Origin of the sequence: Bacillus sp. AP8, from assembly GCF_000321185.1 — a bacterium.
GTDB lineage: Bacteria > Bacillota > Bacilli > Bacillales > DSM-1321 > Bacillus_AD > Bacillus_AD massilioanorexius.
Genome location: NZ_CAPG01000037.1, coordinates 103,387 through 125,201, shown reverse-complemented (window position 1 = coordinate 125,201; position 21,815 = coordinate 103,387). Strand labels below are relative to the sequence as shown.

The window sequence follows — 21,815 nt, the reverse complement described above, 5'->3', positions numbered from 1 at the left end:
GATTAAAGATACATATATCATAATTATAAAAATTTTAAAAAATGATAAAAAAATTACCAAAAAACGATTCTTTTTACCTATTGTTATATTTTGTTAGAATATATTTTTTTATGTAACAAACATTATATTTATTATGAAAATAGTGTAAAATATAGGCTATTTTACTGTTTTTTTAGGCAAAAAACTGTTTAGTTAGAATATTACTGTTTTTTCTTTAAAGATGGTATTGAATATAATATAATAAAATAGGTATTTAGTATGCCGATTTTTTTATAAATTTTCATTATTATGTACTTATCGACATGTTTTGTGGGAATTCGTTATTTTTATACATTTTTTATAATTACATAAATAAGGTTATTTTCTTATTGTAAATAGGTGAATTTATACTATTTACAAATGATTAAATAGTCAAAAAGCAGTTATAGTCATACATATTATTAAAAGCAAAATAGTTGGTATTTCGACAAAACAGCAAAATTTATAGGGGTGAAGAATCATGTCCTTTTTCTCAGGTGCGATTTCGACATTAGAAAGTGCCTTAAATTATTCCTCAACAAAACAAAAAGTGATATCTGACAATATTGCAAATAGTGATACGCCAAACTATAAAGCAAAAGATGTCAACTTTAAGCAAGTGTTCGAAGGAGAATTGCAAAGTTCAATATCTGCTTATAGAACGGACCAAAGACATTATGAATTTAATTCACAGAAAAATGGAACTAGTGTTTATGTGAAAAATAACGTTTCGTATAATCATAATGGTAATAGTGTAGATGTGGATAAAGAAATGAGCGATTTGGCAACGAATCAAATATATTACAACGCAGTAACGGATAGAATCAATAGCAAATTCAAATCACTTGAAAATGTAATTCGAGGAGGTAAGTAAAAATGACTATGTTTCAAAGTATGAATAATACCGCCTCTGCACTTACTGCGCAAAGGTTACGAATGGATGTTATATCATCTAATATGGCAAATGTTGATACGACTAGAGGAAAATATGTAAACGGTGAATGGGTGCCTTATCAAAGAAAGATGGTTGTTATGCAGCCGAAAAATTCAGGATTTACAAGCTTCTTGAACACCGCGATGGGCAAGAGTAGTTCAGCTAGTGAAGGAGTTAAGGTTTCAAAAATTGTACAAGATAAAACGCCATTTGAATTAGTGTATGATCCTGATCATGTTGATGCGAATGATGACGGTTATGTCGCAATGCCTAATGTTGACCCACTTAGAGAAACGGTTGATTATATGAGTGCAACAAGATCTTATGAAGCGAATGTAACAGTATTTAATGCTGAAAAAAGCATGATGATGAAAGCACTTGAAATTGGGAAATAGGTAGGGGAATGAAATATGAATCCAATAAATTTAACTCCTAGTAGCTTAGGAGGAATAAATTATTCGTCTGATAATCGGGTTTCGGCATCACCAGCTGAATCACAAAAAAAATTCAGCACATTTTTAAAAGAGTCGATTGAAAATGTAAATGCTGCTCAAATTCAATCAGATAATTTAACAGAGAAGATGGCAAGGGGAGAAAATGTAGATTTACATAACGTGTTAATAACGGCTCAAAAAGCAAGTATAATGCTACAGACAACTATGGAAGTACGAAACAAAGCTGTAGAAGCATATCAAGAAATTATGAGAATGCAAGTGTAAACATTCATCTTTTCCTAAAAAAACAATTGGAATAATCCAAAAGCCTACATACGAAAACGAAATGTCCGGGGGATCATGATGAATGAAAAATTGGTAAATATCAAGAATAAGACAGTGGATTTTTGGTCTTCTAGGACTAAAAAACAACAGTTTATAATGATTGGGTCGACAGTTTTGACAATTGTTTTAATTGCTGCTACCTCATGGTTTGCGACAAGACCTAATTTAGTTCCGTTATATTCAGATTTATCACCATCTGAAATTGGGACAATTAAAGAAAATTTAGAGGGAAGAAAAATAACCTATGAAATCACAGATGCTGGGAAAACGATTCTTGTACCTAAAGAAAAAGTAGATACATTATTAGTAGAATTAGCAGCCGAGGGGATCCCTGAATCCGGAAATATAGACTATTCATTTTTTAGTAAAAATGCTGGAATCGGTATGACTGATAATGAATTTAACGTTATGAAGTTAGATTCTATGCAAACGGAGTTAGCTAATTTAATAAAAGGAATTGAAGGGGTTAATGATGCGAAGGTAATGATTTCATTACCTGAAAAAGGTGTCTTTGTAAGTCAAAATGATGAACAAGCTTCTGCGTCAATTGTTTTGGATACGAAGCCTGGCTATAAATTTAAAGATGAACAAATAAAAGCACTCTATCACTTAGTATCGAAAAGCTTACCTAATCTTCCAACAGAAAATATCGTAATCATGAATCAGTATTTTGAGTATTTTGATCTAGAAAATGGAGATACATTGAAAAATGGTACATCTATTTCTGATCAATTTGCTATAAAAAAAGAAATCGAACGTGATATACAAAGACAGGTTCAATCGATGCTTGGAACGATAATGGGGAGAGATAAAGTTGCTGTTTCTGTAACTACAGATATCGATTTTTCTCAAGAGAATCGTGAGGAAAAATTAGTAACACCAGTTGATGAAGAGAATATGGAAGGAATTGCAATTAGTGCGCAGAAATTGACTGAAACGTTCACAGGAAATGGAGATGCAGTAGGTGGAGTTCCTGAAGCAGAAGATCCATCAGATTCATTAGGTACTCAATATTTAGAAGGTTCTAATGGTAATGGAGATTATGAAAAAGTAGAAGAAACAATTAATAATGAAGTGAATAGAATTCGTAAAGAAATCGTTGAAAGCCCATATAAGGTTCGCGACCTAGGAATTCAAGTAATGGTCGAACCACCAACAGCTGATGATCCGAATTCATTACCGCAAGAAAGAATGGATGATATTACAAAAATATTAGGAACAATCGTAAGAACTACTATTAACAAGGACTCTGTACCAGAACAATTAACTGATGAAGATATTCAAAGTAAAATTGCGGTTTCAGTTCAGAAGTTTAATGGTAAAGTGGATTTTGCTGATAATGAAAAAATATCTATACCAGTTTGGGTATATATCATTGGTGCAGTATTACTCCTACTATTAATTGTTGTGATAATTCTTCTCATCCGAGCAAGAAAGCGTCGAAATGAAGAAGTAGAGGAAATGGAGTTTAAAGAGTCAATTGATTTTGACGTACCAGATGTCAATGACGAACAAGAAACAGAAGGCACATTAAAAAGAAAACAACTTGAAAAATTAGCTAAAGAAAAACCAGATGAGTTTGCTAAGTTACTCAGAACGTGGTTATCAGAAGACTAGGAGGAAATGGTGTTGTCAAAAAGAGAGAACAAAGGTGGACTTACAGGGAGACAAAAAGCAGCCATCCTACTCATTTCCTTAGGTCCGGATGTATCAGCATCAGTATATAAGCATTTATCTGAAGAAGAGATAGAAAGGCTTACCTTAGAAATCTCAAGTGTCAGAAAAGTAGATGCTGCTGAAAAAGAAGGTATATTAGAAGAATTTCATAACATTGCATTAGCTCAAGACTATATAACACAAGGCGGTATAGGGTATGCGAAGGAAGTATTAGAAAAAGCCCTTGGTGCAGAGCAGGCTTCAATTATTATTAATCGCTTGACATCTTCACTGCAGGTAAGGCCATTTGATTTTGCCCGAAAAGCGGATCCAGCTCAAATTTTGAATTTTATTCAAAATGAACATCCGCAAACGATTGCTTTAATATTGTCATATTTGGAGCCATCTCAAGCAGGTCAAATATTATCTGAATTACCACAGGAGGTACAAGCAGATATTGCACGAAGAATTGCGATAATGGATAGTACATCTCCAGAAATCATTAACGAGGTCGAACAAATACTTGAAAGAAAGCTGTCAGCAACAGTAACGCAAGATTATACATTAACGGGTGGAATAGAAGCAGTGGTTGATGTGTTAAATGGTGTTGACCGATCAACAGAAAGAACAATACTGGATGCATTAGAAATTCAAGATCCTGAGCTAGCAGAAGAAATTAAAAAGAGAATGTTTGTCTTTGAGGATATCGTTACTCTTGATGGTAGAGCTATCCAAAGAGTTATTCGTGACTCAGATAATGAAGATCTTAGATTGGCTCTTAAAGTTGCTAGTGAAGAAGTTAAAACGATTGTCTTTAAAAATATGTCCAAACGAATGGTCGATACATTCATGGAGGAAATGGAATATATGGGTCCAGTACGTTTACGCGATGTAGAAGAAGCACAATCAAGAATTGTAGCAGTTATTAGAAGACTAGAAGAGCTTGGTGAAATCGTGGTAGCACGTGGTGGAGGAGATGATATTATTGTCTAGAATTATTAAGTCTTCATGGACTAATAGCGAGAAAACTAGTAAAAAAACAATACATATCATCCCTTTAAAAAAAATAGATTCTCAGTCTGAAGAAGTGCAAGAGACTGTACCAAGTTATGAAGAAATTGAAGCAATATATCAAAAGGCTCAATCCGAAGCGGAGATTATTATTATTAATGCGCGTAATAATGCAGAAGCAATTATGCAACAGGTAGAAGTAGCTAAAAATCAATGGTTTGAAGTAGAAAGAATTAAGGCTGAAGAGGAAGCAAAGCAAATCGGCTATGATGAAGGATTTAATGTTGGTAAGAAACAAGGCTACGATGAACAACAAGAAAAACTAGAAATGGCAAAACAAGTTGTAGAGCTAGCAAAAAAAGATTATCAACATTATATTCAGTCATCAGAACATACCATTTTAGAGTTGGCTTTACGAGTTTCAGAGAAAATTATCAATCAAGAATTAGAGTCTAATAATGAAGCTTTTGTCCAATTGGTTAAAGGCGCAATTAAAGAAGCAAGAGAATATCAAGAAGTGCAATTAAGAGTCCATCCGACTCAATATGAAACTGTCCTTTCTTATAAAGAAGAGCTGTTAAGTATTTTTCCAAAAGAAACAGAGTTTTTTATCTTTCCAGATGATAACTTAACTCCAACTAGTTGTATGATTGAAACACCAAGTGGAAGAATTGACGCTAGCATAGATAGTCAACTGTATGAAGTCAAAGAAAAATTGTTTGAGTTACTGGAAGGGGAATAATTCATTGAAAGCAGACCAATTATTACCTTTAATTAACGATTTAGACATTTTTAAAAGATATGGACGGGTAAAAAGAGTGGTAGGACTAATGATAGAATCTCAAGGACCTGAAAGCTCTATTGGTGATGTTTGTTATATACATGTCGGGATAAAAAATCAAAAGAAAATGATTCGCGCGGAAGTGGTTGGTTTTAAAGATGAAAATGTTATTTTAATGCCTTATACAGAAGTAAATGAAATATCATCAGGATGTATTGTAGAAGCAACAATGCGCCCTTTAGAAATTAAGGTTGGGTCAGCGTTGATTGGGAGTGTGGTAGACCCTTTAGGTTTTCCTTTAGATGGTTCTAGTTTGCCAAAAGGATTAGCAACAGTTGGAACCGAACGAGTTCCTCCTAATCCTATGCAAAGACCACCTATTGATGAAAGTATTGAAGTTGGTGTAAGACTGATAGATAGTTTATTAACAGTTGGAAAAGGCCAAAGGGTAGGAATTTTTGCAGGAAGTGGAGTAGGGAAGAGTACACTTCTTGGAATGATTGCCCGAAACACGACAGCAGAAATTAACGTGATTGGTCTTATTGGCGAACGAGGGAGAGAAGTGCGGGAATTTATTGAAAGAGATTTAGGTCCAGAAGGGCTAGCACGATCTATAGTTGTTGTCGCGACTTCTGATCAACCTGCGCTGATGAGAATAAAAGGAGCGTATACAGCAACAGCTATTGCTGAATACTTTCGTGATAAAGGCATGAATGTCATGTTGATGATGGATTCGGTCACAAGGGTTGCGATGGCGCAAAGAGAAATTGGATTAGCTGTTGGTGAACCGCCTACAACTAAAGGATATACACCTTCTGTATTTGCGACCTTACCTAAACTTCTAGAAAGAACCGGAACGAATAATTTGGGCACTATAACAGCATTTTACACCGTTCTTGTTGACGGCGATGATATGAATGAACCGATTGCTGATACTGTACGTGGGATTTTAGATGGACATTTCGTAATGGATCGTAGTCTTGCAAATAAAGGGCAGTATCCAGCAGTCAATGTGTTAAAAAGCATCTCTCGATTGATGAATCATATTGTACCAAAAGAACATGTGAAGAGTGCTGAAAAATTTCGTGAAATGCTAGCTAAATACATAGATAATGAAGATCTTATTAATATCGGTGCATATAAGCGTGGTACTTCTAAAGAAATTGATGAAGCCATTCAAAAACATCCTGAAATGATTTCATTTTTAAAGCAAGCTACTGACGAGGCGGTAAGTATGGAAGATGGTGTAGAACGTTTAATTAGTTTAATAGGAAGTGATGAATAGTATGATGAACTATCACTTTAAGTTTGAAAAAATACTAACGATCCGTGAAAAAGAAAAACAAGATATTCATTCGAAATATAATAGAGCCGTAAAAAATTTTGAACAAGTGGCTGAAAAGTTATATAAGCTGTTAAAGAAAAAAGAGACATTACAGAGCTTTCAACAAGAAAAATTAGCAGAAGGACTATCAGTCCTAGATTTAAGACATCATCAATCATTTATGGATAGTTTAGAGAAAATGATTACTCAATGTCAAAAAGATGTTATTCAAGCTCGTGAAAGAATGAATGCATTACAAAATATTTTAATAGAAAAAAATATGGAAGTTAAAAAGTTTGAAAAAATAAAAGAAAAAGATTATGAAAAGCACGTTCAATTAATGAAAGTACATGAAAATAATCAAATGGATGATATTTCAATCCAGTCCTTTTTGAGTAAAGAAAACTAGGTGATTGTATGGGGAAAAAGTTAAAAGATATAGACAATCAAATGGAAGAAAAGCCATACAACAAATTTCAATGGTTTTTATTTGCAATGGTTATTCCAGTGTTTTTTACGGTTTTGATAGCGTTAATTATATCTACAGTTGCAGGAGTAAATGTATTTCAATGGTCTAAAGAAGTTGGGAGTAAAATACCAGTGATCTCTAGCTTCTTTAAAGATGATAATGAGTCAGCTAACAAGGATTTACAGGCTAGAATCATCGATTTAGAAGGTGAACTGAAGGATAATGAGGCTCAAGTTGCTAAGTTAGAAGGAATTATCGAAACTCGTGATAAGGAAAAACAAAAAAATGACATCGAGAAGCAGCGATTAGAAGAACAAATAAAAGAGTTACAAGCTGTTCAAAATGATGATAAACGAACTTTAAAAGATATTATTCGAACATATGAAACAATGTCACCTAAGAAAGCAGCACCTATCCTTGCTTCTTTAAAGGATGAAGAGGCTGTTAAAATACTAGCGAATGTGAAAGCTGATACATTAGCTGCAATTTTGGAAAAAATGGAAACAGCGGATGCGGCTAGATTAACAAAAAAGTTAACAGTAGAAAGTAAAGCGACTAGTACACAGCCTTGATGAATTTAAATGAAACATTAGATGATTTTGTTTTAAGTACAATTATATTGATATGAAATGTTTATTTGAAAGGAGGTGAAAAATTAATGAATGTGATGATGTTAGCAGGAGCTCAATCTGGAACAGGACAAGTGAGAACCAGTGAAGTTGGTAATACAAAATCTAATGCTCTATTTGGGAGTATCTTATCTAATTCAATAACACAATCAAAAGAGCCTGTTGATACTTCTTTGAATTTAAGTGATGAACAAAGTCAAAAAATAGCGAAACTATTGGAATTTTTTAATTTGGATGATATTTCGGACTTAGAAGAGGGACAAAAGTTAGCAGATGAAATGCTTGTTAGTACTGAATCTCTACAGGATCATCCATTGCTGAAACAAATATTAACGGAATTGAGTGATAAACTGAACGGAAATAAGGATTTAACAAGCATTGAGGATATGGTTGCTTCCTTATTAGCTATTTATCAAGTTCCGAATGAGGTGATTGAAAATCCAGACTTTTTGCAAAAATTAGATGTTCTTATTCAAAAAATGAGTCAGGATCCAAATCTAGCTAAATTTCAATTTAATAATTCAGATTCTATTTTACTATTAGGAAAGATCCATTTATTGATGAAAAATCAATTAGATTTAACAGATGAACAACTTCAAAAGTTAGATTCATTAAAGCAATCGATAGAAAAAATAGTCAATAAATTAAATAGCCTTTTATCTACAAGTTCAAAAGAAAAAATATCAATGGAGCAAATTCTTTCTCGACAATTAGGAGCCCAACAGCAATCTTCGCAAAATGCAAGGACAAATTCCTATGCAAGTTCTACAAATACAAACGGGGATCATCAAAATGTTAAGGGGATGAGTACTCTAGGGGAATCATCTGTTTCTAGTAATCCATTTATGAACATGTCTAAGTTGGAGCAATTTGTATTAACTTTGCAAGGGTCTACTTCTAAAGGAGGGGTTAATCAAGAACAATTGATTAAATCCTTCGAAAGTATATTAAGCAAAGCTCAATTGACCAATGCGAATGGTGTACAGAAGTTATTTGTTAAATTAAATCCAGAGCATTTAGGATCTTTGCGGATTGAACTTATTCAGCGCGATGGGGTTATGTTTGCGAAAATTGTTGCATCTAACAGTAAAGCAAAAGAGTTATTAGAGACTCAAATGCAAGGACTTAGACAAGCCTTTGCCAATCAAAATCTAACAGTTGATAAGTTAGAGATATCACAACAATTTCAAAACATGCCACAAGAAAGACAGTTGCAACGAGAATCAGGTCAGCAATCGAATCAACAGCAGCAACAAGAAGCAAAGTTGGAAGAAGATGAAGCAAAAGATTTTCTAGATCAATTTGAACAAGCGATTATTGAAGCGGAAGTGTAGGTGAATTTTTTATGGCAACAACTGGTGCGAGTCTTGATCCAAATTTGTATTTAGCTAATAATCAAACCCAAAAACGAACTTCAAATGGAGATTATTTAGGTAAGGATGCGTTTTTAAAAATATTAATGACTCAGTTACAAAATCAAGATCCAATGAATCCTATGGAAGATAAAGATTTTATTGCACAAATGGCACAGTTTTCTTCATTAGAGCAAATGACTAATATGGCAGCATCCTTTGATCGCTTGGCGTTAGTACAACAGCAGAATCAATTAATCGCATATAGTGAATTTGTTGGTAAGGAGGTAACTTGGCATAGAGTTACAGATAAAGTTGATGATGAAGGAAACAAAGTTATTGAAGAAGGTACGGGTATCATTAAAACCGTTCAATTTAAAGATGGCACAGCTATTTTTATTCTAGAGGATGGTACAAAGCTTGAACCTGGGAATATATCTGAAGTATCCCTTCCAGGTACAAAAGATGAAGTTGATAATAAATGAGATGTTCGATGAAGTATTAAAGTACTAAAGGAGTGATATTTGATGAAAACCAATTTTCATACATTTCACACCGCTCCTATATTACCAAAAGCTACTGGTAGTACGACTAGTAATATTAGTTCGTCTGTTAAAGGGAAATTTGCTTCAGCTTTACAAGAAAGTATTCAACAAACAAATTCATCTTTAGTATTAAGTAAGCATGCGCAAATGCGCCTAATGCAACGAGGGATAGATATTCCATCAGACACTTGGTCAAAGATTGAAAATAAGGTATGTGAAGCAAAGCAAATGGGTGTCAAGGATGCTCTTGTACTAACGGACCAATCAGCTTTAATTGTTAGTGCTAAAAATAATGTAGTAGTGACGGCAATGGATAGGCATGAAGCATCAAAACAAATATTTACCAATATCAATGGAACAATATTAATAGATTAAAGGCTGGACCTTTATAGGAGGCCTTGGAGCGCCGAATGATTGAGGCGTTCCATAATGAAAGGAGATAAATTATGCTACGTTCGATGTACTCTGGAATTAGTGGATTAAGAAACTTTCAAACTAAATTAGATGTAATAGGTAATAATATTGCTAATGTTAATACTTTTGGTTTTAAGAAAGGACGTGTTGTATTTAAGGACATGATTAGTCAAAATATGAGCGGAGCTACAGGGCCAAGAGATGATGGATCTCGTGGAGGCGTCAATCCAAAACAAGTTGGATTAGGTTCTCAATTATCTGCCATTGACACAGTCCATACAGGTGGTAACTTACAATCTACTGGGAGAACGCTAGATTTAGCAATTTCGGGAGATGGATACTTTATTGTTGGGGCTGAAGGTGGAGATAATGCTAGTTATACTCGTGCAGGTAATTTTTATTTAGATAATAATGGTGACTTGGTAACAGCTGATGGATTATATGTATTAACTTCGGATTTTAATAAGATTAATATACCAATAACAGCTAAAGATCTTTCTATAGGTACAGATGGAACTGTAACTTATTTAGAAGAAGACGGAGTAACTTTAAACACTGACCAAAAAATTGGGCTAGCTAAATTTGCAAATACTGGTGGGCTTCAAAAAGTAGGCAATAACTTATATAAGAGTACAACCAATTCAGGAGAAGCAGATGTTTCTGAGGAAGCTAGAGCAAGTCTAGGAACTATCGAATCATCTATGCTGGAAATGTCCAACGTTGATTTATCGGAAGAATTTACAGAGATGATTGTTGCACAACGTGGATTTCAAGCAAATACTCGTATTATTACAACATCTGATGAAATCTTGCAAGAACTAGTTAATTTAAAAAGATAAGATAAGGGAGGGGAGGAGCTGGGAATCCTTTTCTCAGCTCTCCATCTTATGATAGAAGTAACTCGATTAAATGGAAAAAGTTATTGTATTAATGCTTTATATATTGAATTAGTGGAAAGTAATCCGGATACAACAATCACACTGACAAACGGTAAAAAATATATCGTTCGTGAGTCACAGAAAGAAATCTTGCAAGCAATACATACTTATTATAAATCTATTAGGATACTTAGTCGCGAGGAAATGGTGGTGGGATTAGATGAAGAAGAATAAGTTATTAAGCATAATGCTTATTATGTTAGTGTCAATCACTTTAGTGGGAGTCATTGCCTTAGTTATTGTGTTAAAATCTGATGGTAGTTTTGCTTTTAGTAATAGTAATGATAATTCAATTGATCACATTATTAAAGCTTCTGTGGAAGTACCTGAAATTACAACAAATCTTGCTGATGACGGATTCATAAAAATAGCTTTTATGATTCAAACAGATAGTAACTCAGCTAAAAAAGAATTAGAAAAGAGAAATTTTCAAGTAAATAATATTATTATCTCGGAGCTTTCAGAACTTAAAGCTGAACAAATTCAAGGAAAACAAGGACAAGAAAAATTGCAAGGAAAACTAAAATCAAGATTTAACAGCATTATGCAAGACGGAAAAATAGAAAAGGTATATATTACCTCCAGTATTATCCAATAGAGTAATTTGCAGTGCTAACTATATATAAGTGATAAATGGGGGTGACTATGCTTGTCTGGTGAAATTTTATCACAAAATGAAATTGATGCTTTACTGTCAGCTTTATCGACAGGTGAAATGGATGCAGATGAATTAAAGAAAGAAGATACAGAGAAGAGAGTTAAAGTTTATGATTTTAAAAGAGCTTTGCGTTTTTCAAAAGATCAAATTAGAAGTTTAACGCGAATTCATGAAAATTTTGCTCGTTTATTAACGACATTTTTTTCTGCCCAACTTCGAACTTATGTACAAATTTCAGTTGCATCCGTTGATCAAATACCTTATGAAGAATTTATCCGATCTATACCGAAAATGACAATTTTGAACGTATTCGAAGTCCCACCGTTAGATGGTAGAATTGTCATGGAAGTTAACCCTAATATTGCTTATGCGATGATGGATCGTGTGTTGGGAGGTAGGGGAGCTAGTGTAAATAAGGTTGATAGTTTAACGGAAATTGAAACGAAAATTATGTCTAATTTGTTTGAACGAAGCTTTGAAAATTTGCAAGAAGCATGGTCTACTATAGCAGAAATAGAACCAACATTAACGGAATTTGAAGTTAATCCACAATTTTTACAAATGGCATCTCCAAATGAAACGGTTATTGTCATATCTTTTAACACGCAAATTGGTGAAGCATCTGGAATGATGAATATATGCATACCGCATGTCGTTTTAGAACCTATTATTCCTAAGCTTTCTGTCCATTTATGGATGCAAACAATCAAAAAAGAAAGATCACAGCAAGAAATAGTGTTATTAGAACAAAGAGTGAAAAGTGCAAGTATTCCAATGGTAGCCGAATTAGGCTCTACAGAAATATCCATTCAAGATTTTCTATCATTAGATTTAGGCGATGTTATAGAATTGAATACTCATTTGAATCAGCCTTTTACAATAAAAGTAGGAGATATTCCTAAATTTGTTGGTCAACCTGGTAAGGTTGGTAAAAAAATGGCCATTCAAATTTTAGATACTGTTAAGGGGGGAGAAGAGAATGATGATAAGTGAAGATATGTTATCTCAAGATGAAATTGACGCATTATTAAAAGGTACAGATGAAGATGATGACCATGGAGTAGACACCCCTCCTCTTATTGATGATTATTTAAGTATTATGGAACAAGATACTTTAGGGGAAATTGGCAATATTTCTTTTGGAAGTTCAGCAACGGCTTTGTCGACTTTATTAAGTCAAAAAGTCGAAATTACGACACCTACATTATCTTTAGTGGATCGTGAGGATCTTCAACGTGAATTTTCACATCCATATGTAGCTATCCAAGTAACATATACAGATGGCTTCTCTGGAGTGAATTTACTAGTTATTAAACAAACTGATGCAGCTATTATCGCAGATTTAATGCTTGGTGGCGATGGGTTGAATCCTCCAGAATTATTAGGTGATATTCAATTAAGTGCTGTACAGGAAGCAATGAATCAAATGATGGGGTCTGCGGCTACATCAATGTCAACTGTATTTAGAAAAAAGGTAGATATTTCTCCTCCTAGCATTGATTTATTAAATATACAAACAGGAGAAGGAGAAGAAGTCATTCCACCTGATAATTATTTGGTGAAAATATCTTTTCGATTGAAAATTGGAAACTTAATTGATTCAAATATTATGCAACTTCTACCAGTTAAGTTTTCGAAGGAACTAGTTAACGAGCTGATGAATGCATCAACTTCTGACTCAAAAATTGAAGAGAAGAAAACAGTTGATGTAGTTCAAGATCGTTCCGTTCAAACGAATGATTATGAAAGTGGTTTCGGACAAGCTAATATTCCACTACAAGAAAGTTTCATAGAACAGCAGCAACAACAATTACAACAACAGCAACAAATGATGTATCAACAGCAACCAATACCAATGCAAACACAAGCACCAAATAATGGACCACAATATTTTGGTACTCAATTTACGCAGCCAAGTCAGTCTGTTAATGTTCAACCAGCGAATTTTTCAAGCTTTGAACCTTATCATTTACAAGAATCAGAGGCGAAAAATTTAGATATGTTACTTGATATACCTTTACAAGTGACTGTTGAATTAGGAAGAACAGATCGCTCTATAAAAGAAATCTTAGAATTGGCTAGTGGATCTATTATTGAACTAGATAAATTAGCAGGTGAACCAGTTGACATTCTTGTTAATAATCGTTTAATTGCAAAAGGCGAAGTTGTTGTTATTGATGAAAACTTTGGTGTTCGTGTAACCGATATTTTGAGTCAAAGCGATCGATTGAAAAAATTACGTTAATATTTGGAGGTAAGTTTTTAATGGCACATAAGATTTTAATTGTAGACGACGCTGCATTTATGAGAATGATGATAAAGGATATTTTATCGAAAAATGGATTTGATATTGTTGGTGAAGCAGCAGATGGAATGCAAGCCGTTGAAAAATATAAAGAAATACAACCTGATTTAGTTACAATGGACATTACTATGCCAGAAATGGATGGAATAACGGCATTAAAGGAAATTAAAAAAATCAATCCAGCAGCAAAAATTATCATGTGTTCAGCTATGGGTCAACAAGCAATGGTAATTGATGCTATTCAGGCTGGAGCAAGAGACTTTATTGTAAAACCATTTCAGGCAGATCGTGTTTTAGAAGCTATTAACAAAGCATTAAGTTAGTTGAAATTTAGTAAGTGGCTGACTCAAAAGTGATTTTTATCACTTTTGAGAGGCTAACTTTTCAAATATTATTTTTTTGCAGTAAGAAGGTGTAGGTACTATTGACGTTACTATCAAAGCTGTGTAAGGCAAGTTGTTTAACTATATTTCTGATTTTTTCATTGTGTAGTGTTGGTTATGCGGAAAATTCAGATGCAATGGTAAATGAAGTTATTGGAAATAAAAACAAAGAAATTAAGGATACCGAACAACAAAGTAAAGAAGATGAGAAAAAACAAGCAAAACAAGACGAGCAATCATCATTGACTTCAACTGAATCAACCTCATCAACTTTTTCATTTATGGATTTTATTCGTATGATTGCTGCGTTTATTTTTGTTCTAGCTCTTCTATATTTTCTACTGAAGTTTATTAATAAAAAGAGTAGAGCTTATCAGAAAGGAAGCTATATTAAAAACTTAGGTGGAACAAACTTAGGAAACAATAAGTCTATTCAGCTCGTGAAGATTGGTAATTCCGTGTATATTGTTGGTGTTGGGGATGATGTTCAACTACTCGGAGAAATAGAGAATGAAGATGAAATCGCTTCATTAATGGAAAGTTTCAATGGTCAGACTGAAACAACATCAGTTACTGCTAAATTTTCTAAAACACTAAATAAATATGGTGAAAAGCAAAGCGATAATAGTACATTTATGACACATTTTAAAAAGCAGCTTGAGGAAATGTCTAATAGTCGAAAAAAACTGAGCGATGAAGTACAGAAGAAGGTGAAATCTGACAATGAATGAAGTGATGGAGTTTTTTAATAGCAGCGATCCTTCTAATGTCTCGACGTCAGTAAAAATGTTAATAGTCTTTACAGTATTATCATTAGCGCCTAGCATACTAATCCTAATGACTTGTTTTACTAGAATTATAATTGTTTTAGGGTTTGTGAGAACATCGCTAGCAACACAACAGATGCCTCCCACACAAGTATTAATAGGAATAGCATTATTTATGACATTTTTCATAATGGCTCCGACATTTCAAGAGGTGAATGATAAGGCACTAACGCCTTTATTTAAAGAAGAAATAAACTTAGAACAAGCGTATGAAGCAGGTTCCCTTCCTTTTAAAGAGTTTATGAGTAAACATACAAGGCAAAAAGATTTAGAATTATTTCTTTCATATGCTGAGATGGAAAGGCCTGAGAGCATTAAAGACATTCCATTAACTGCACTTGTACCAGCTTTTGCAATTAGTGAAATGAAAACAGCTTTTCAAATTGGATTTATGATTTTTATACCTTTTCTAGTGATTGATATGATTGTGGCGAGTGTATTAATGTCCATGGGGATGATGATGTTGCCGCCTGTTATGATTTCGTTACCTTTTAAAATATTATTATTTGTTTTAGTTGATGGTTGGTATTTAGTTGTAAAATCTTTACTACAAAGTTTTTAGTTGGTGAAAAAATATGAGTCCAGAATTTGTAATTAATGTAGCAGAAAAAGGAGTTTATACGATTATCATTATTAGTGCTCCCTTACTATTGTTGGCGTTGGGTGTCGGTCTACTAGTTAGTATTTTTCAAGCAACAACCCAAATTCAGGAACAAACTTTAGCTTTTGTTCCAAAGATTGTGGCTGTACTAATAGGTTTAATTTTCTTCGGCCCTTGGATGCTATCACGGATGGTGTCGTATGCAACTGAAATATTTTCAAATTTAAATAGGTTTGTTGGTTAATAATATGGAAAATTTAGTTCCATCCTTTGCAGGTTTTCTATTAATTTTAGTACGAGTTACTTCTTTTTTTGTAACGATGCCGATATTTTCGTATAAAACAGTTCCAGCCATGCATCGCATTGGTTTAAGCTTTTTTTTGGCTTGGATTATGTATTATACCATTGATATTCCAACTCTTGACTTCGACTATACATATTTCATTTTAATTCTTAAAGAAGCATTAGTTGGATTAATGATAGGTTTTACAGCTTTTATGATATTAACTGCTATTCAAATAGCAGGAGGATTCATTGATTTTCAGATGGGATTTGCTATTGCAAACGTTATTGACCCTCAAACAGGTGTTCAAAGTCCTTTGGTTGGTCAATATTTATATACATTTGCTTTATTGTTTTTGTTAGCTACAAATGGTCATCATTTATTATTGGATGGAATCTTTAATAGCTATCAATTTATACCGATCGATCAGTTGTTTGTGAATTTTGGAAAAGAAGGTTTGTTAGAATTTATTATAAAAAGTTTTAATCAAGCTTTTGTTATAGCTTTTCAAATGTCCGTTCCAGTTGTTGGAAGTTTATTTATTGTTGACGTAGCTTTAGGGATACTTGCTCGTACCGTTCCACAACTAAATATTTTCGTGGTAGGGATTCCAATAAAAATAGCTGTTAGCTTTGTTGTGCTCCTCATTGTCATGGCAGTTATGATGACAGTAGTTGGTCATTTGTTTGAATATACGCTTGTAACAATGAGAGGGCTAATGGAATGGATGGGAGGAGCATAGATGGAATGGCTTTCGCTTGATTTACAATTTTTTTCGGGTGAAAAGACAGAAAAAGCAACTCCTAAAAAAAGACAAGATGCCAGAAAAAAAGGGCAAGTAGCAAAAAGTCAGGATATTAATACAGCTTTTGTCTTGTTTGCTAGCTTTGGAGTATTAACACTTTTAGGTGGCTATTTAAAAAACATTGCTTTGGAAATTTATACAATGACATTTGAACAATATATGCTTTTACCATTATCTGAAAAAAATATACATATAATTTTTATTACAATGGCTGAGAAAGCAGCAACCTTTCTTTTGCCTATTATGCTTGCCACAATGGTTGGTGGAGTTATTGCGAATTATATGCAAGTTGGTGTTTTGTTTTCCACAGAAACAATTCAGTTTAAATTAAATAAGATCAATCCAATTTCTGGTTTCAAGAGAATTTTTTCATTGAGAGCAATTGTTGAATTGTTTAAGTCAATTTTAAAAATATCTTTAGTAGGTTTTGTAGCGTTTTTGGTTATATGGTCTAGATTGGACGAAATCCTAATTCTCTCGCAGAAATCAGTAGGTGCAGCTTTAGCAACATTGGCTGATATTACAGTTAAAGTAGGCTTCTTTTCTTCTTTGGTATTATTTATTATTGCAATACTTGATTATTTTTATCAAAAATATGATTTTGAAAAAAGTATTCGAATGTCGAAACAGGATATTAAAGATGAGTATAAAAACACTGAAGGAGACCCGCTTATTAAATCGAAAATTAAGCAAAGACAGCGTGAGATGGCTATGCAAAGAATGATGGCTGAAGTTCCTCATGCCGATGTAGTCATAACGAACCCTACCCATTTTGCCATAGCTATTAAATATGATGAAAGTAAAAGTGATGCACCATATGTTGTTGCAAAGGGTGTCGATTTTATTGCCCAGAAAATAAAATATGTTGCGAAAGAAAATAATGTGATAACAGTAGAAAATCGCCCATTAGCTAGAGCGTTATATGACCAAACAGAAATTGGACAAGTAATCCCAGAAGAGTTTTTTAAAGCGGTGGCTGAGATTCTTGCCTTTGTTTATAAAACTAAAGGAAAAATTTAAAGCTAGTTTTACTAATTACTAGGTTGTTAGGAGAGAATTTTATGTCAGCAAGAGATTTGTCTGTTTTAATAAGTGTCATAATGATTGTAGCCATGTTAATTATTCCGTTACCTACATGGTTATTAAGTATTCTCATTCTATGTAATATTTCTCTTGCGCTTACTGTACTACTAACTACGATGAACATGAAAGAGCCATTAGAGTTTTCTATTTTTCCTTCGTTATTATTACTATTAACGTTATTTCGTTTGGGACTAAATGTGTCTACAACACGTTCTATTTTAACTCATGGAGAAGCAGGTGGAGTTGTAGAAACATTTGGTACATTTGTAGTAGGTGGGAATGTCCTTGTCGGCATGGTAGTGTTTCTGATTTTGGTAATCATTCAATTTATTGTTATTACTAAAGGTTCTGAACGTGTTTCCGAGGTAGCTGCTCGATTTACACTAGATGCAATGCCTGGGAAACAGATGAGTATAGATGCAGATATGAATGCAGGTTTAATTTCTGAAAAAGAAGCAAGAGAACGTCGTGAAAAGATTGGAAGAGAAGCGGATTTTTATGGATCAATGGATGGTGCCAGTAAGTTTGTAAAAGGAGATGCTATTGCTGGGATTATTATTGTATTAATCAACTTAATTTTTGGGATCATTATTGGTGTAACGCAGCTGGATTTAAGTTTTGGAGAAGCTGCAACACATTTTACACTTTTAACAGTTGGTGATGGGATCGTAACACAAGTACCAGCTCTTTTAATTTCAACAGCAACTGGTATTACAGTAACAAGAGCAGCATCAAACGGAAATCTTGGATCAGATATCACGTCACAATTATTTGCTTATCCCAAAATGATGTATGTTACTGGCGGAACAATTGCTTTATTAGGCTTATTAACACCAATTAGTAATATTTATACTTTACCAATCGCTGCACTATTAATTGGTGGTGGTTATATGATTAGTCGTACACCAGTTCAAGATGAAGAAGAGCTTCAAACTATTGAGGAAGAATTGCAGACAGATGAAATGAAGAGTCCTGATAGTGTTGTGAATTTATTAAGTGTAGATCCAATTGAGTTTGAGTTTGGATATGGATTAATACCACTCGCTGACACGAACCAAGGTGGAGACTTATTAGATCGGGTTGTGATGATTCGTAGACAATTAGCAATTGAAATGGGTTTGGTTATACCTGTAGTGAGAATTCGAGATAATATTCAATTAAACCCAAATGAATATCGCTTGAAAATTAAAGGGAATGAGTTAGCTAGAGGTGAGCTTCTATTAGATCATTATTTAGCAATGAGTCCAGGTACTGATGATGATCAAATTGAAGGAATAGACACGATTGAACCATCTTTTGGGCTTCCAGCAAAGTGGATTACTGAAGAGATGAAAGAACAAGCAGAAATGTTAGGATATACTGTAGTCGATCCTCCAAGTGTTGTATCAACTCATATAACAGAAGTGATTAAAGCGAATGCGCATATACTGATCGGTAGACAGGAAACAAAACAACTAATTGATCATTTAAATGAAACATCTCCGATTTTAGTAGAAGAAGTAACACCAAATCCATTGTCTGTTGGAGAAATTCAAAAAGTATTAGCTAAATTATTAAAAGAAAAAATTTCTATTCGGAATTTACCGGTAATTTTCGAAACTTTGGCGGATTATGGAAAGTTGTCTTCTGATACAGATCTTTTAACTGAATATGTTCGTCAGAATTTAGCTAGACAAATTACTCAGCAATATTTAAATGGAGAAAGTTCATTAAAGGTGATAACGGTTTCTGGAAAAGTAGAAAAAATGATAGCTGATAGTGTACAACAAACAGAACATGGTAATTTTTTATCGATGGATCCAAACGATACACAAGAAATACTGACATCATTAGCTACTAAATTAGAAGAGGTAGCTGTTATGGAGCAAGCACCTGTTGTCTTATGCTCTCCGGCGGTTAGAATGTATGTCAGACAATTAACAGAAAGGTATTTTCCTCAAGTACCAATTTTGTCATATAACGAATTAGAAGCAGAAGTAGAAATTCAAAGTGTAGGTGTGGTGAACGTTAGCTAATGAAAATAAAAAAATATCAAGCAGCAACAATGAATGAAGCGATGAAGCAAGTTCGAGCGGAACTAGGAAACGATGCTGTTATTTTAAATTCGAAAGTATTTTACACTGGTGGGTTTCTAGGCTTTTTTAAAAAACGTAATATCGAAGTAATAGCTGCCATAGATCCGCAAACAGGAATGGAACAAATGCCTATTAAAAAGGAGAAACCTAAAACGACAGCTTTTCAAAATAATAGGAATATAGAGTCATTAAATCCTTCAAAATTCACAAAAGAAGAGGATCAAACACAGCGGGAAGTTTTAAAAGAAATTACAGAATTAAAAAAATTATTAGAGGTTTAAATATCAATAATCAGGCCAATTTAAGTGAAGTTGAGCAGAAAGTCGTTCAGCTTCTCGAACAGCAGGAAATTTCAAAAGGTATTATTTCAGATCTTGAAGCTGTTTTTGCTGAACGTGCAGAGCAAAAGTCTTATGACGAATGTGTGAAGATAACGAAGGATTTTTTACTTTCTAAATTAAAAGTAGAATCAACATCATTGTTTCAGAAAAAATTTGTGAATGTAGTAGGACCAACAGGAGTGGGCAAGACAACCACCTTGGCTAAATTAGCTGCTGAAAATGCATTAAAGTATCAGAAAAAAATAGCTTTTATTACTACTGATACTTATCGTATAGCAGCGATTGATCAATTGAAAACATATGCCAAAATATTAAATGTTCCTATCGAAGTTGCTTATAATGTAGAAGATTTTAAGCAAGCTGCTACTCGGTTTGCTCATTATGATTTAGTGTTTATTGATACTGCAGGACGAAATTTTCGAAATAAAGAGTATGTTGAAGAACTTCAAAAGATTATTTCCTTTGACGCTGATATGGAAACCTATCTCGTATTATCTTTAACTAGTAAACAACGAGATATGGAAGATATATATGAACAGTTTTCATTAATTCCTATTTCCCATTTCATTTTCACAAAAATGGATGAAACATCGAGTTATGGTGCGATGTACAACATGATGGAACGTTATAAAGTCCAAACTGCCTTTATCACAAATGGCCAAAATGTACCGGATGATATGATAAAAGCTACACCTGGTAGGATCATTCAAGCGATTCTTGGAGAAAATAGTTATGAATGATCAAGCTGAACAACTAAGGATTCAATTAAAAAAAGAGCGAATAAATCATCAAGCAAAAACTATAGCGATTATAAGTGGAAAGGGTGGAGTGGGTAAGTCTAATTTTTCTTTAAACTTTGCTATTTCTTTAGCTCAAAAAGGAAAGAAAGTATTACTTTTTGATATGGACATCGGTATGGGGAATATCGACATTTTATTAGGAAATACAGCTACTTATTCTATTGTAGATTTTTTTCAGAAGAATACTACTTTGGAGACTATTATTACCAAAGGTCCAGAAAATATATCTTACATAAGTGGTGGTACTGGATTAACTAATCTTTTTTCGATGAGTACTCTGCAGTTTGATCGGTTTATGAGTGAATTGTCTAATCTTGTTTTAGACTATGATTATATTATTTTTGATTTAGGAGCTGGAATATCTCCAGAGTCTACAAAGTTTATCATGTGTGTAGATGAGATTATTACTATTACAACACCGGAACCAACGTCTATAATGGACGCCTATTCCATCATAAAATATTTGCATTTTCAGAATGGTGGACTTCCGATTATTCTTGTTTGTAATAGGGTAAATACGAATAAACAGGGAAATGAAACTATATCTCGTTTACAAACTACTTTGAGAAAATTTATTAAGAAAGAAATTGTCCCTTTAGGCTTTCTACCTGATAGTAAAGCAGTTTTCAAAGCAGTAGTAACACAATCACCTTTTATGGTGAATAGTCCTAAGGCAGATATAAGTATTGCTATGCATCAATTAACAGCCAATTATTTAAGCAACACTTTTCTTCAACAGTCTTTTGCAAAGAAAAATCATTTTATTAATAAATTGAAACATTTTTTCATTAAAGGATAGGGGGC

25 protein-coding genes and 1 pseudogene are annotated in these 21,815 nt (G+C 33.4%); all 26 read left to right on the top strand.

The annotated features are described in order from the left end of the window. Positions 1 to 499 precede the first annotated feature (499 nt). The 26 genes and pseudogenes from flgB to BN349_RS10625 all read left to right on the top strand — a co-directional run bounded on the left by flgB (position 500) and on the right by BN349_RS10625 (position 21,810). A complete protein-coding gene (gene flgB / locus BN349_RS10750) occupies positions 500 to 892 on the top strand; it encodes a flagellar basal body rod protein FlgB (RefSeq protein ID WP_019242315.1) in 393 nt (130 codons plus the stop codon). Positions 893 to 894: 2 nt separating this feature from the next. Next, the gene (flgC, locus tag BN349_RS10745) at positions 895 to 1,347 is read left to right on the top strand and encodes a flagellar basal body rod protein FlgC (protein WP_019242314.1); all 453 of its coding nucleotides are present in this window, start codon (positions 895 to 897) and stop codon (positions 1,345 to 1,347) included. Between the two features lie 15 nt (positions 1,348 to 1,362). Next, entirely contained in the window at positions 1,363 to 1,671 is a 309-nt protein-coding gene (gene fliE / locus BN349_RS10740; protein ID WP_019242313.1) for a flagellar hook-basal body complex protein FliE, read from the top strand. A gap of 78 nt (positions 1,672 to 1,749) precedes the next feature. Then, a complete protein-coding gene (fliF, locus tag BN349_RS10735; RefSeq protein ID WP_019242312.1) occupies positions 1,750 to 3,348 on the top strand; it encodes a flagellar basal-body MS-ring/collar protein FliF in 1,599 nt (532 codons plus the stop codon). A 12-nt stretch (positions 3,349 to 3,360) separates the two neighbouring features. After that, entirely contained in the window at positions 3,361 to 4,380 is a 1,020-nt protein-coding gene (gene fliG, locus BN349_RS10730; protein ID WP_019242311.1) for a flagellar motor switch protein FliG, read from the top strand. After that, on the top strand, positions 4,373 to 5,140 hold the full coding sequence (gene fliH, locus BN349_RS10725) for a flagellar assembly protein FliH (protein WP_019242310.1): 768 nt from the start codon (positions 4,373 to 4,375) through the stop codon (positions 5,138 to 5,140). Before fliG ends, fliH begins: the two co-directional genes overlap by 8 nt. Before the next feature lie 4 nt (positions 5,141 to 5,144). After that, on the top strand, positions 5,145 to 6,464 hold the full coding sequence (gene fliI, locus BN349_RS10720) for a flagellar protein export ATPase FliI (protein ID WP_019242309.1): 1,320 nt from the start codon (positions 5,145 to 5,147) through the stop codon (positions 6,462 to 6,464). Positions 6,465 to 6,468: 4 nt separating this feature from the next. Continuing rightward, positions 6,469 to 6,912, top strand: a complete 444-nt coding sequence (gene fliJ, locus BN349_RS10715) for a flagellar export protein FliJ (RefSeq protein ID WP_026089274.1) — start codon at positions 6,469 to 6,471, stop codon at positions 6,910 to 6,912. Between the two features lie 8 nt (positions 6,913 to 6,920). Continuing rightward, the gene (locus tag BN349_RS10710; RefSeq protein ID WP_019242307.1) at positions 6,921 to 7,544 is read left to right on the top strand and encodes a MotE family protein; all 624 of its coding nucleotides are present in this window, start codon (positions 6,921 to 6,923) and stop codon (positions 7,542 to 7,544) included. Between the two features lie 86 nt (positions 7,545 to 7,630). Continuing rightward, entirely contained in the window at positions 7,631 to 8,935 is a 1,305-nt protein-coding gene (locus BN349_RS24895) for a flagellar hook-length control protein FliK (RefSeq protein ID WP_019242306.1), read from the top strand. A gap of 11 nt (positions 8,936 to 8,946) precedes the next feature. After that, positions 8,947 to 9,438 (top strand): flagellar hook assembly protein FlgD, encoded by a 492-nt coding sequence (gene flgD / locus BN349_RS10700; protein WP_019242305.1) that lies wholly within the window; start codon positions 8,947 to 8,949, stop codon positions 9,436 to 9,438. 42 nt (positions 9,439 to 9,480) lie between these two features. After that, entirely contained in the window at positions 9,481 to 9,873 is a 393-nt protein-coding gene (locus BN349_RS10695; RefSeq protein WP_019242304.1) for a TIGR02530 family flagellar biosynthesis protein, read from the top strand. A 71-nt stretch (positions 9,874 to 9,944) separates the two neighbouring features. Continuing rightward, the gene (gene flgG / locus BN349_RS10690; protein ID WP_019242303.1) at positions 9,945 to 10,751 is read left to right on the top strand and encodes a flagellar basal body rod protein FlgG; all 807 of its coding nucleotides are present in this window, start codon (positions 9,945 to 9,947) and stop codon (positions 10,749 to 10,751) included. 48 nt (positions 10,752 to 10,799) lie between these two features. Beyond that, complete coding sequence (locus BN349_RS10685; protein ID WP_019242302.1) at positions 10,800 to 11,024, top strand: flagellar FlbD family protein; 225 nt, start codon at positions 10,800 to 10,802, stop codon at positions 11,022 to 11,024. Beyond that, the gene (fliL, locus tag BN349_RS10680; protein WP_019242301.1) at positions 11,011 to 11,448 is read left to right on the top strand and encodes a flagellar basal body-associated protein FliL; all 438 of its coding nucleotides are present in this window, start codon (positions 11,011 to 11,013) and stop codon (positions 11,446 to 11,448) included. Before BN349_RS10685 ends, fliL begins: the two co-directional genes overlap by 14 nt. Before the next feature lie 51 nt (positions 11,449 to 11,499). After that, the gene (gene fliM / locus BN349_RS10675; protein WP_019242300.1) at positions 11,500 to 12,501 is read left to right on the top strand and encodes a flagellar motor switch protein FliM; all 1,002 of its coding nucleotides are present in this window, start codon (positions 11,500 to 11,502) and stop codon (positions 12,499 to 12,501) included. Beyond that, positions 12,491 to 13,753: a flagellar motor switch phosphatase FliY gene (gene fliY / locus BN349_RS10670; RefSeq protein ID WP_026089273.1), complete on the top strand. Its 1,263-nt coding sequence runs from the start codon at positions 12,491 to 12,493 to the stop codon at positions 13,751 to 13,753. The genes fliM and fliY overlap by 11 nt, the downstream gene beginning before the upstream one ends. A 20-nt stretch (positions 13,754 to 13,773) precedes the next feature. Next, the gene (locus BN349_RS10665; RefSeq protein ID WP_019242298.1) at positions 13,774 to 14,136 is read left to right on the top strand and encodes a response regulator; all 363 of its coding nucleotides are present in this window, start codon (positions 13,774 to 13,776) and stop codon (positions 14,134 to 14,136) included. A gap of 101 nt (positions 14,137 to 14,237) precedes the next feature. After that, positions 14,238 to 14,927 carry a flagellar biosynthetic protein FliO gene (locus BN349_RS23815; RefSeq protein WP_019242297.1) on the top strand — a complete coding sequence of 230 codons (690 nt, stop codon included), beginning with the start codon at positions 14,238 to 14,240 and terminating at the stop codon, positions 14,925 to 14,927. Next, positions 14,920 to 15,585 (top strand): flagellar type III secretion system pore protein FliP, encoded by a 666-nt coding sequence (fliP, locus tag BN349_RS10655; protein WP_019242296.1) that lies wholly within the window; start codon positions 14,920 to 14,922, stop codon positions 15,583 to 15,585. Before BN349_RS23815 ends, fliP begins: the two co-directional genes overlap by 8 nt. 13 nt (positions 15,586 to 15,598) lie before the next feature. Continuing rightward, positions 15,599 to 15,868, top strand: a complete 270-nt coding sequence (gene fliQ, locus BN349_RS10650; protein ID WP_019242295.1) for a flagellar biosynthesis protein FliQ — start codon at positions 15,599 to 15,601, stop codon at positions 15,866 to 15,868. A 4-nt stretch (positions 15,869 to 15,872) separates the two neighbouring features. Next, entirely contained in the window at positions 15,873 to 16,649 is a 777-nt protein-coding gene (gene fliR, locus BN349_RS10645; protein ID WP_019242294.1) for a flagellar biosynthetic protein FliR, read from the top strand. Beyond that, on the top strand, positions 16,650 to 17,732 hold the full coding sequence (gene flhB, locus BN349_RS10640; RefSeq protein WP_019242293.1) for a flagellar biosynthesis protein FlhB: 1,083 nt from the start codon (positions 16,650 to 16,652) through the stop codon (positions 17,730 to 17,732). Between the two features lie 41 nt (positions 17,733 to 17,773). Then, a complete protein-coding gene (gene flhA, locus BN349_RS10635; RefSeq protein WP_019242292.1) occupies positions 17,774 to 19,810 on the top strand; it encodes a flagellar biosynthesis protein FlhA in 2,037 nt (678 codons plus the stop codon). Beyond that, positions 19,810 to 20,951 (top strand): annotated as a pseudogene (gene flhF / locus BN349_RS23810) (flagellar biosynthesis protein FlhF). Before flhA ends, flhF begins: the two are co-directional and overlap by 1 nt. Further along, entirely contained in the window at positions 20,944 to 21,810 is an 867-nt protein-coding gene (locus BN349_RS10625) for a MinD/ParA family protein (protein ID WP_019242291.1), read from the top strand. The pseudogene flhF and the gene BN349_RS10625 overlap by 8 nt, the downstream one beginning before the upstream one ends. Positions 21,811 to 21,815: the final 5 nt, after the last annotated feature.

Bases quoted from the DNA above. Each gene is read 5' to 3' on its own strand.
- flgB (WP_019242315.1), top strand. From the start codon at position 500: ATGTCCTTTTTCTCAGGTGCGATTTCGACATTAGAAAGTGCCTTAAAT.
- flgC (WP_019242314.1), top strand. From the start codon at position 895: ATGACTATGTTTCAAAGTATGAATAATACCGCCTCTGCACTTACTGCG.
- fliE (WP_019242313.1), top strand. From the start codon at position 1,363: ATGAATCCAATAAATTTAACTCCTAGTAGCTTAGGAGGAATAAATTAT.
- fliF (WP_019242312.1), top strand. From the start codon at position 1,750: ATGAATGAAAAATTGGTAAATATCAAGAATAAGACAGTGGATTTTTGG.
- fliJ (WP_026089274.1), top strand. From the start codon at position 6,469: ATGAACTATCACTTTAAGTTTGAAAAAATACTAACGATCCGTGAAAAA.
- BN349_RS10710 (WP_019242307.1), top strand. From the start codon at position 6,921: ATGGGGAAAAAGTTAAAAGATATAGACAATCAAATGGAAGAAAAGCCA.
- BN349_RS24895 (WP_019242306.1), top strand. From the start codon at position 7,631: ATGAATGTGATGATGTTAGCAGGAGCTCAATCTGGAACAGGACAAGTG.
- flgD (WP_019242305.1), top strand. From the start codon at position 8,947: ATGGCAACAACTGGTGCGAGTCTTGATCCAAATTTGTATTTAGCTAAT.
- BN349_RS10695 (WP_019242304.1), top strand. From the start codon at position 9,481: ATGAAAACCAATTTTCATACATTTCACACCGCTCCTATATTACCAAAA.
- flgG (WP_019242303.1), top strand. From the start codon at position 9,945: ATGCTACGTTCGATGTACTCTGGAATTAGTGGATTAAGAAACTTTCAA.
- BN349_RS10685 (WP_019242302.1), top strand. From the start codon at position 10,800: ATGATAGAAGTAACTCGATTAAATGGAAAAAGTTATTGTATTAATGCT.
- fliL (WP_019242301.1), top strand. From the start codon at position 11,011: ATGAAGAAGAATAAGTTATTAAGCATAATGCTTATTATGTTAGTGTCA.
- fliY (WP_026089273.1), top strand. From the start codon at position 12,491: ATGATAAGTGAAGATATGTTATCTCAAGATGAAATTGACGCATTATTA.
- BN349_RS10665 (WP_019242298.1), top strand. From the start codon at position 13,774: ATGGCACATAAGATTTTAATTGTAGACGACGCTGCATTTATGAGAATG.
- fliP (WP_019242296.1), top strand. From the start codon at position 14,920: ATGAATGAAGTGATGGAGTTTTTTAATAGCAGCGATCCTTCTAATGTC.
- fliQ (WP_019242295.1), top strand. From the start codon at position 15,599: ATGAGTCCAGAATTTGTAATTAATGTAGCAGAAAAAGGAGTTTATACG.
- fliR (WP_019242294.1), top strand. From the start codon at position 15,873: ATGGAAAATTTAGTTCCATCCTTTGCAGGTTTTCTATTAATTTTAGTA.
- flhB (WP_019242293.1), top strand. From the start codon at position 16,650: ATGGAATGGCTTTCGCTTGATTTACAATTTTTTTCGGGTGAAAAGACA.
- flhA (WP_019242292.1), top strand. From the start codon at position 17,774: ATGTCAGCAAGAGATTTGTCTGTTTTAATAAGTGTCATAATGATTGTA.
- BN349_RS10625 (WP_019242291.1), top strand. From the start codon at position 20,944: ATGAATGATCAAGCTGAACAACTAAGGATTCAATTAAAAAAAGAGCGA.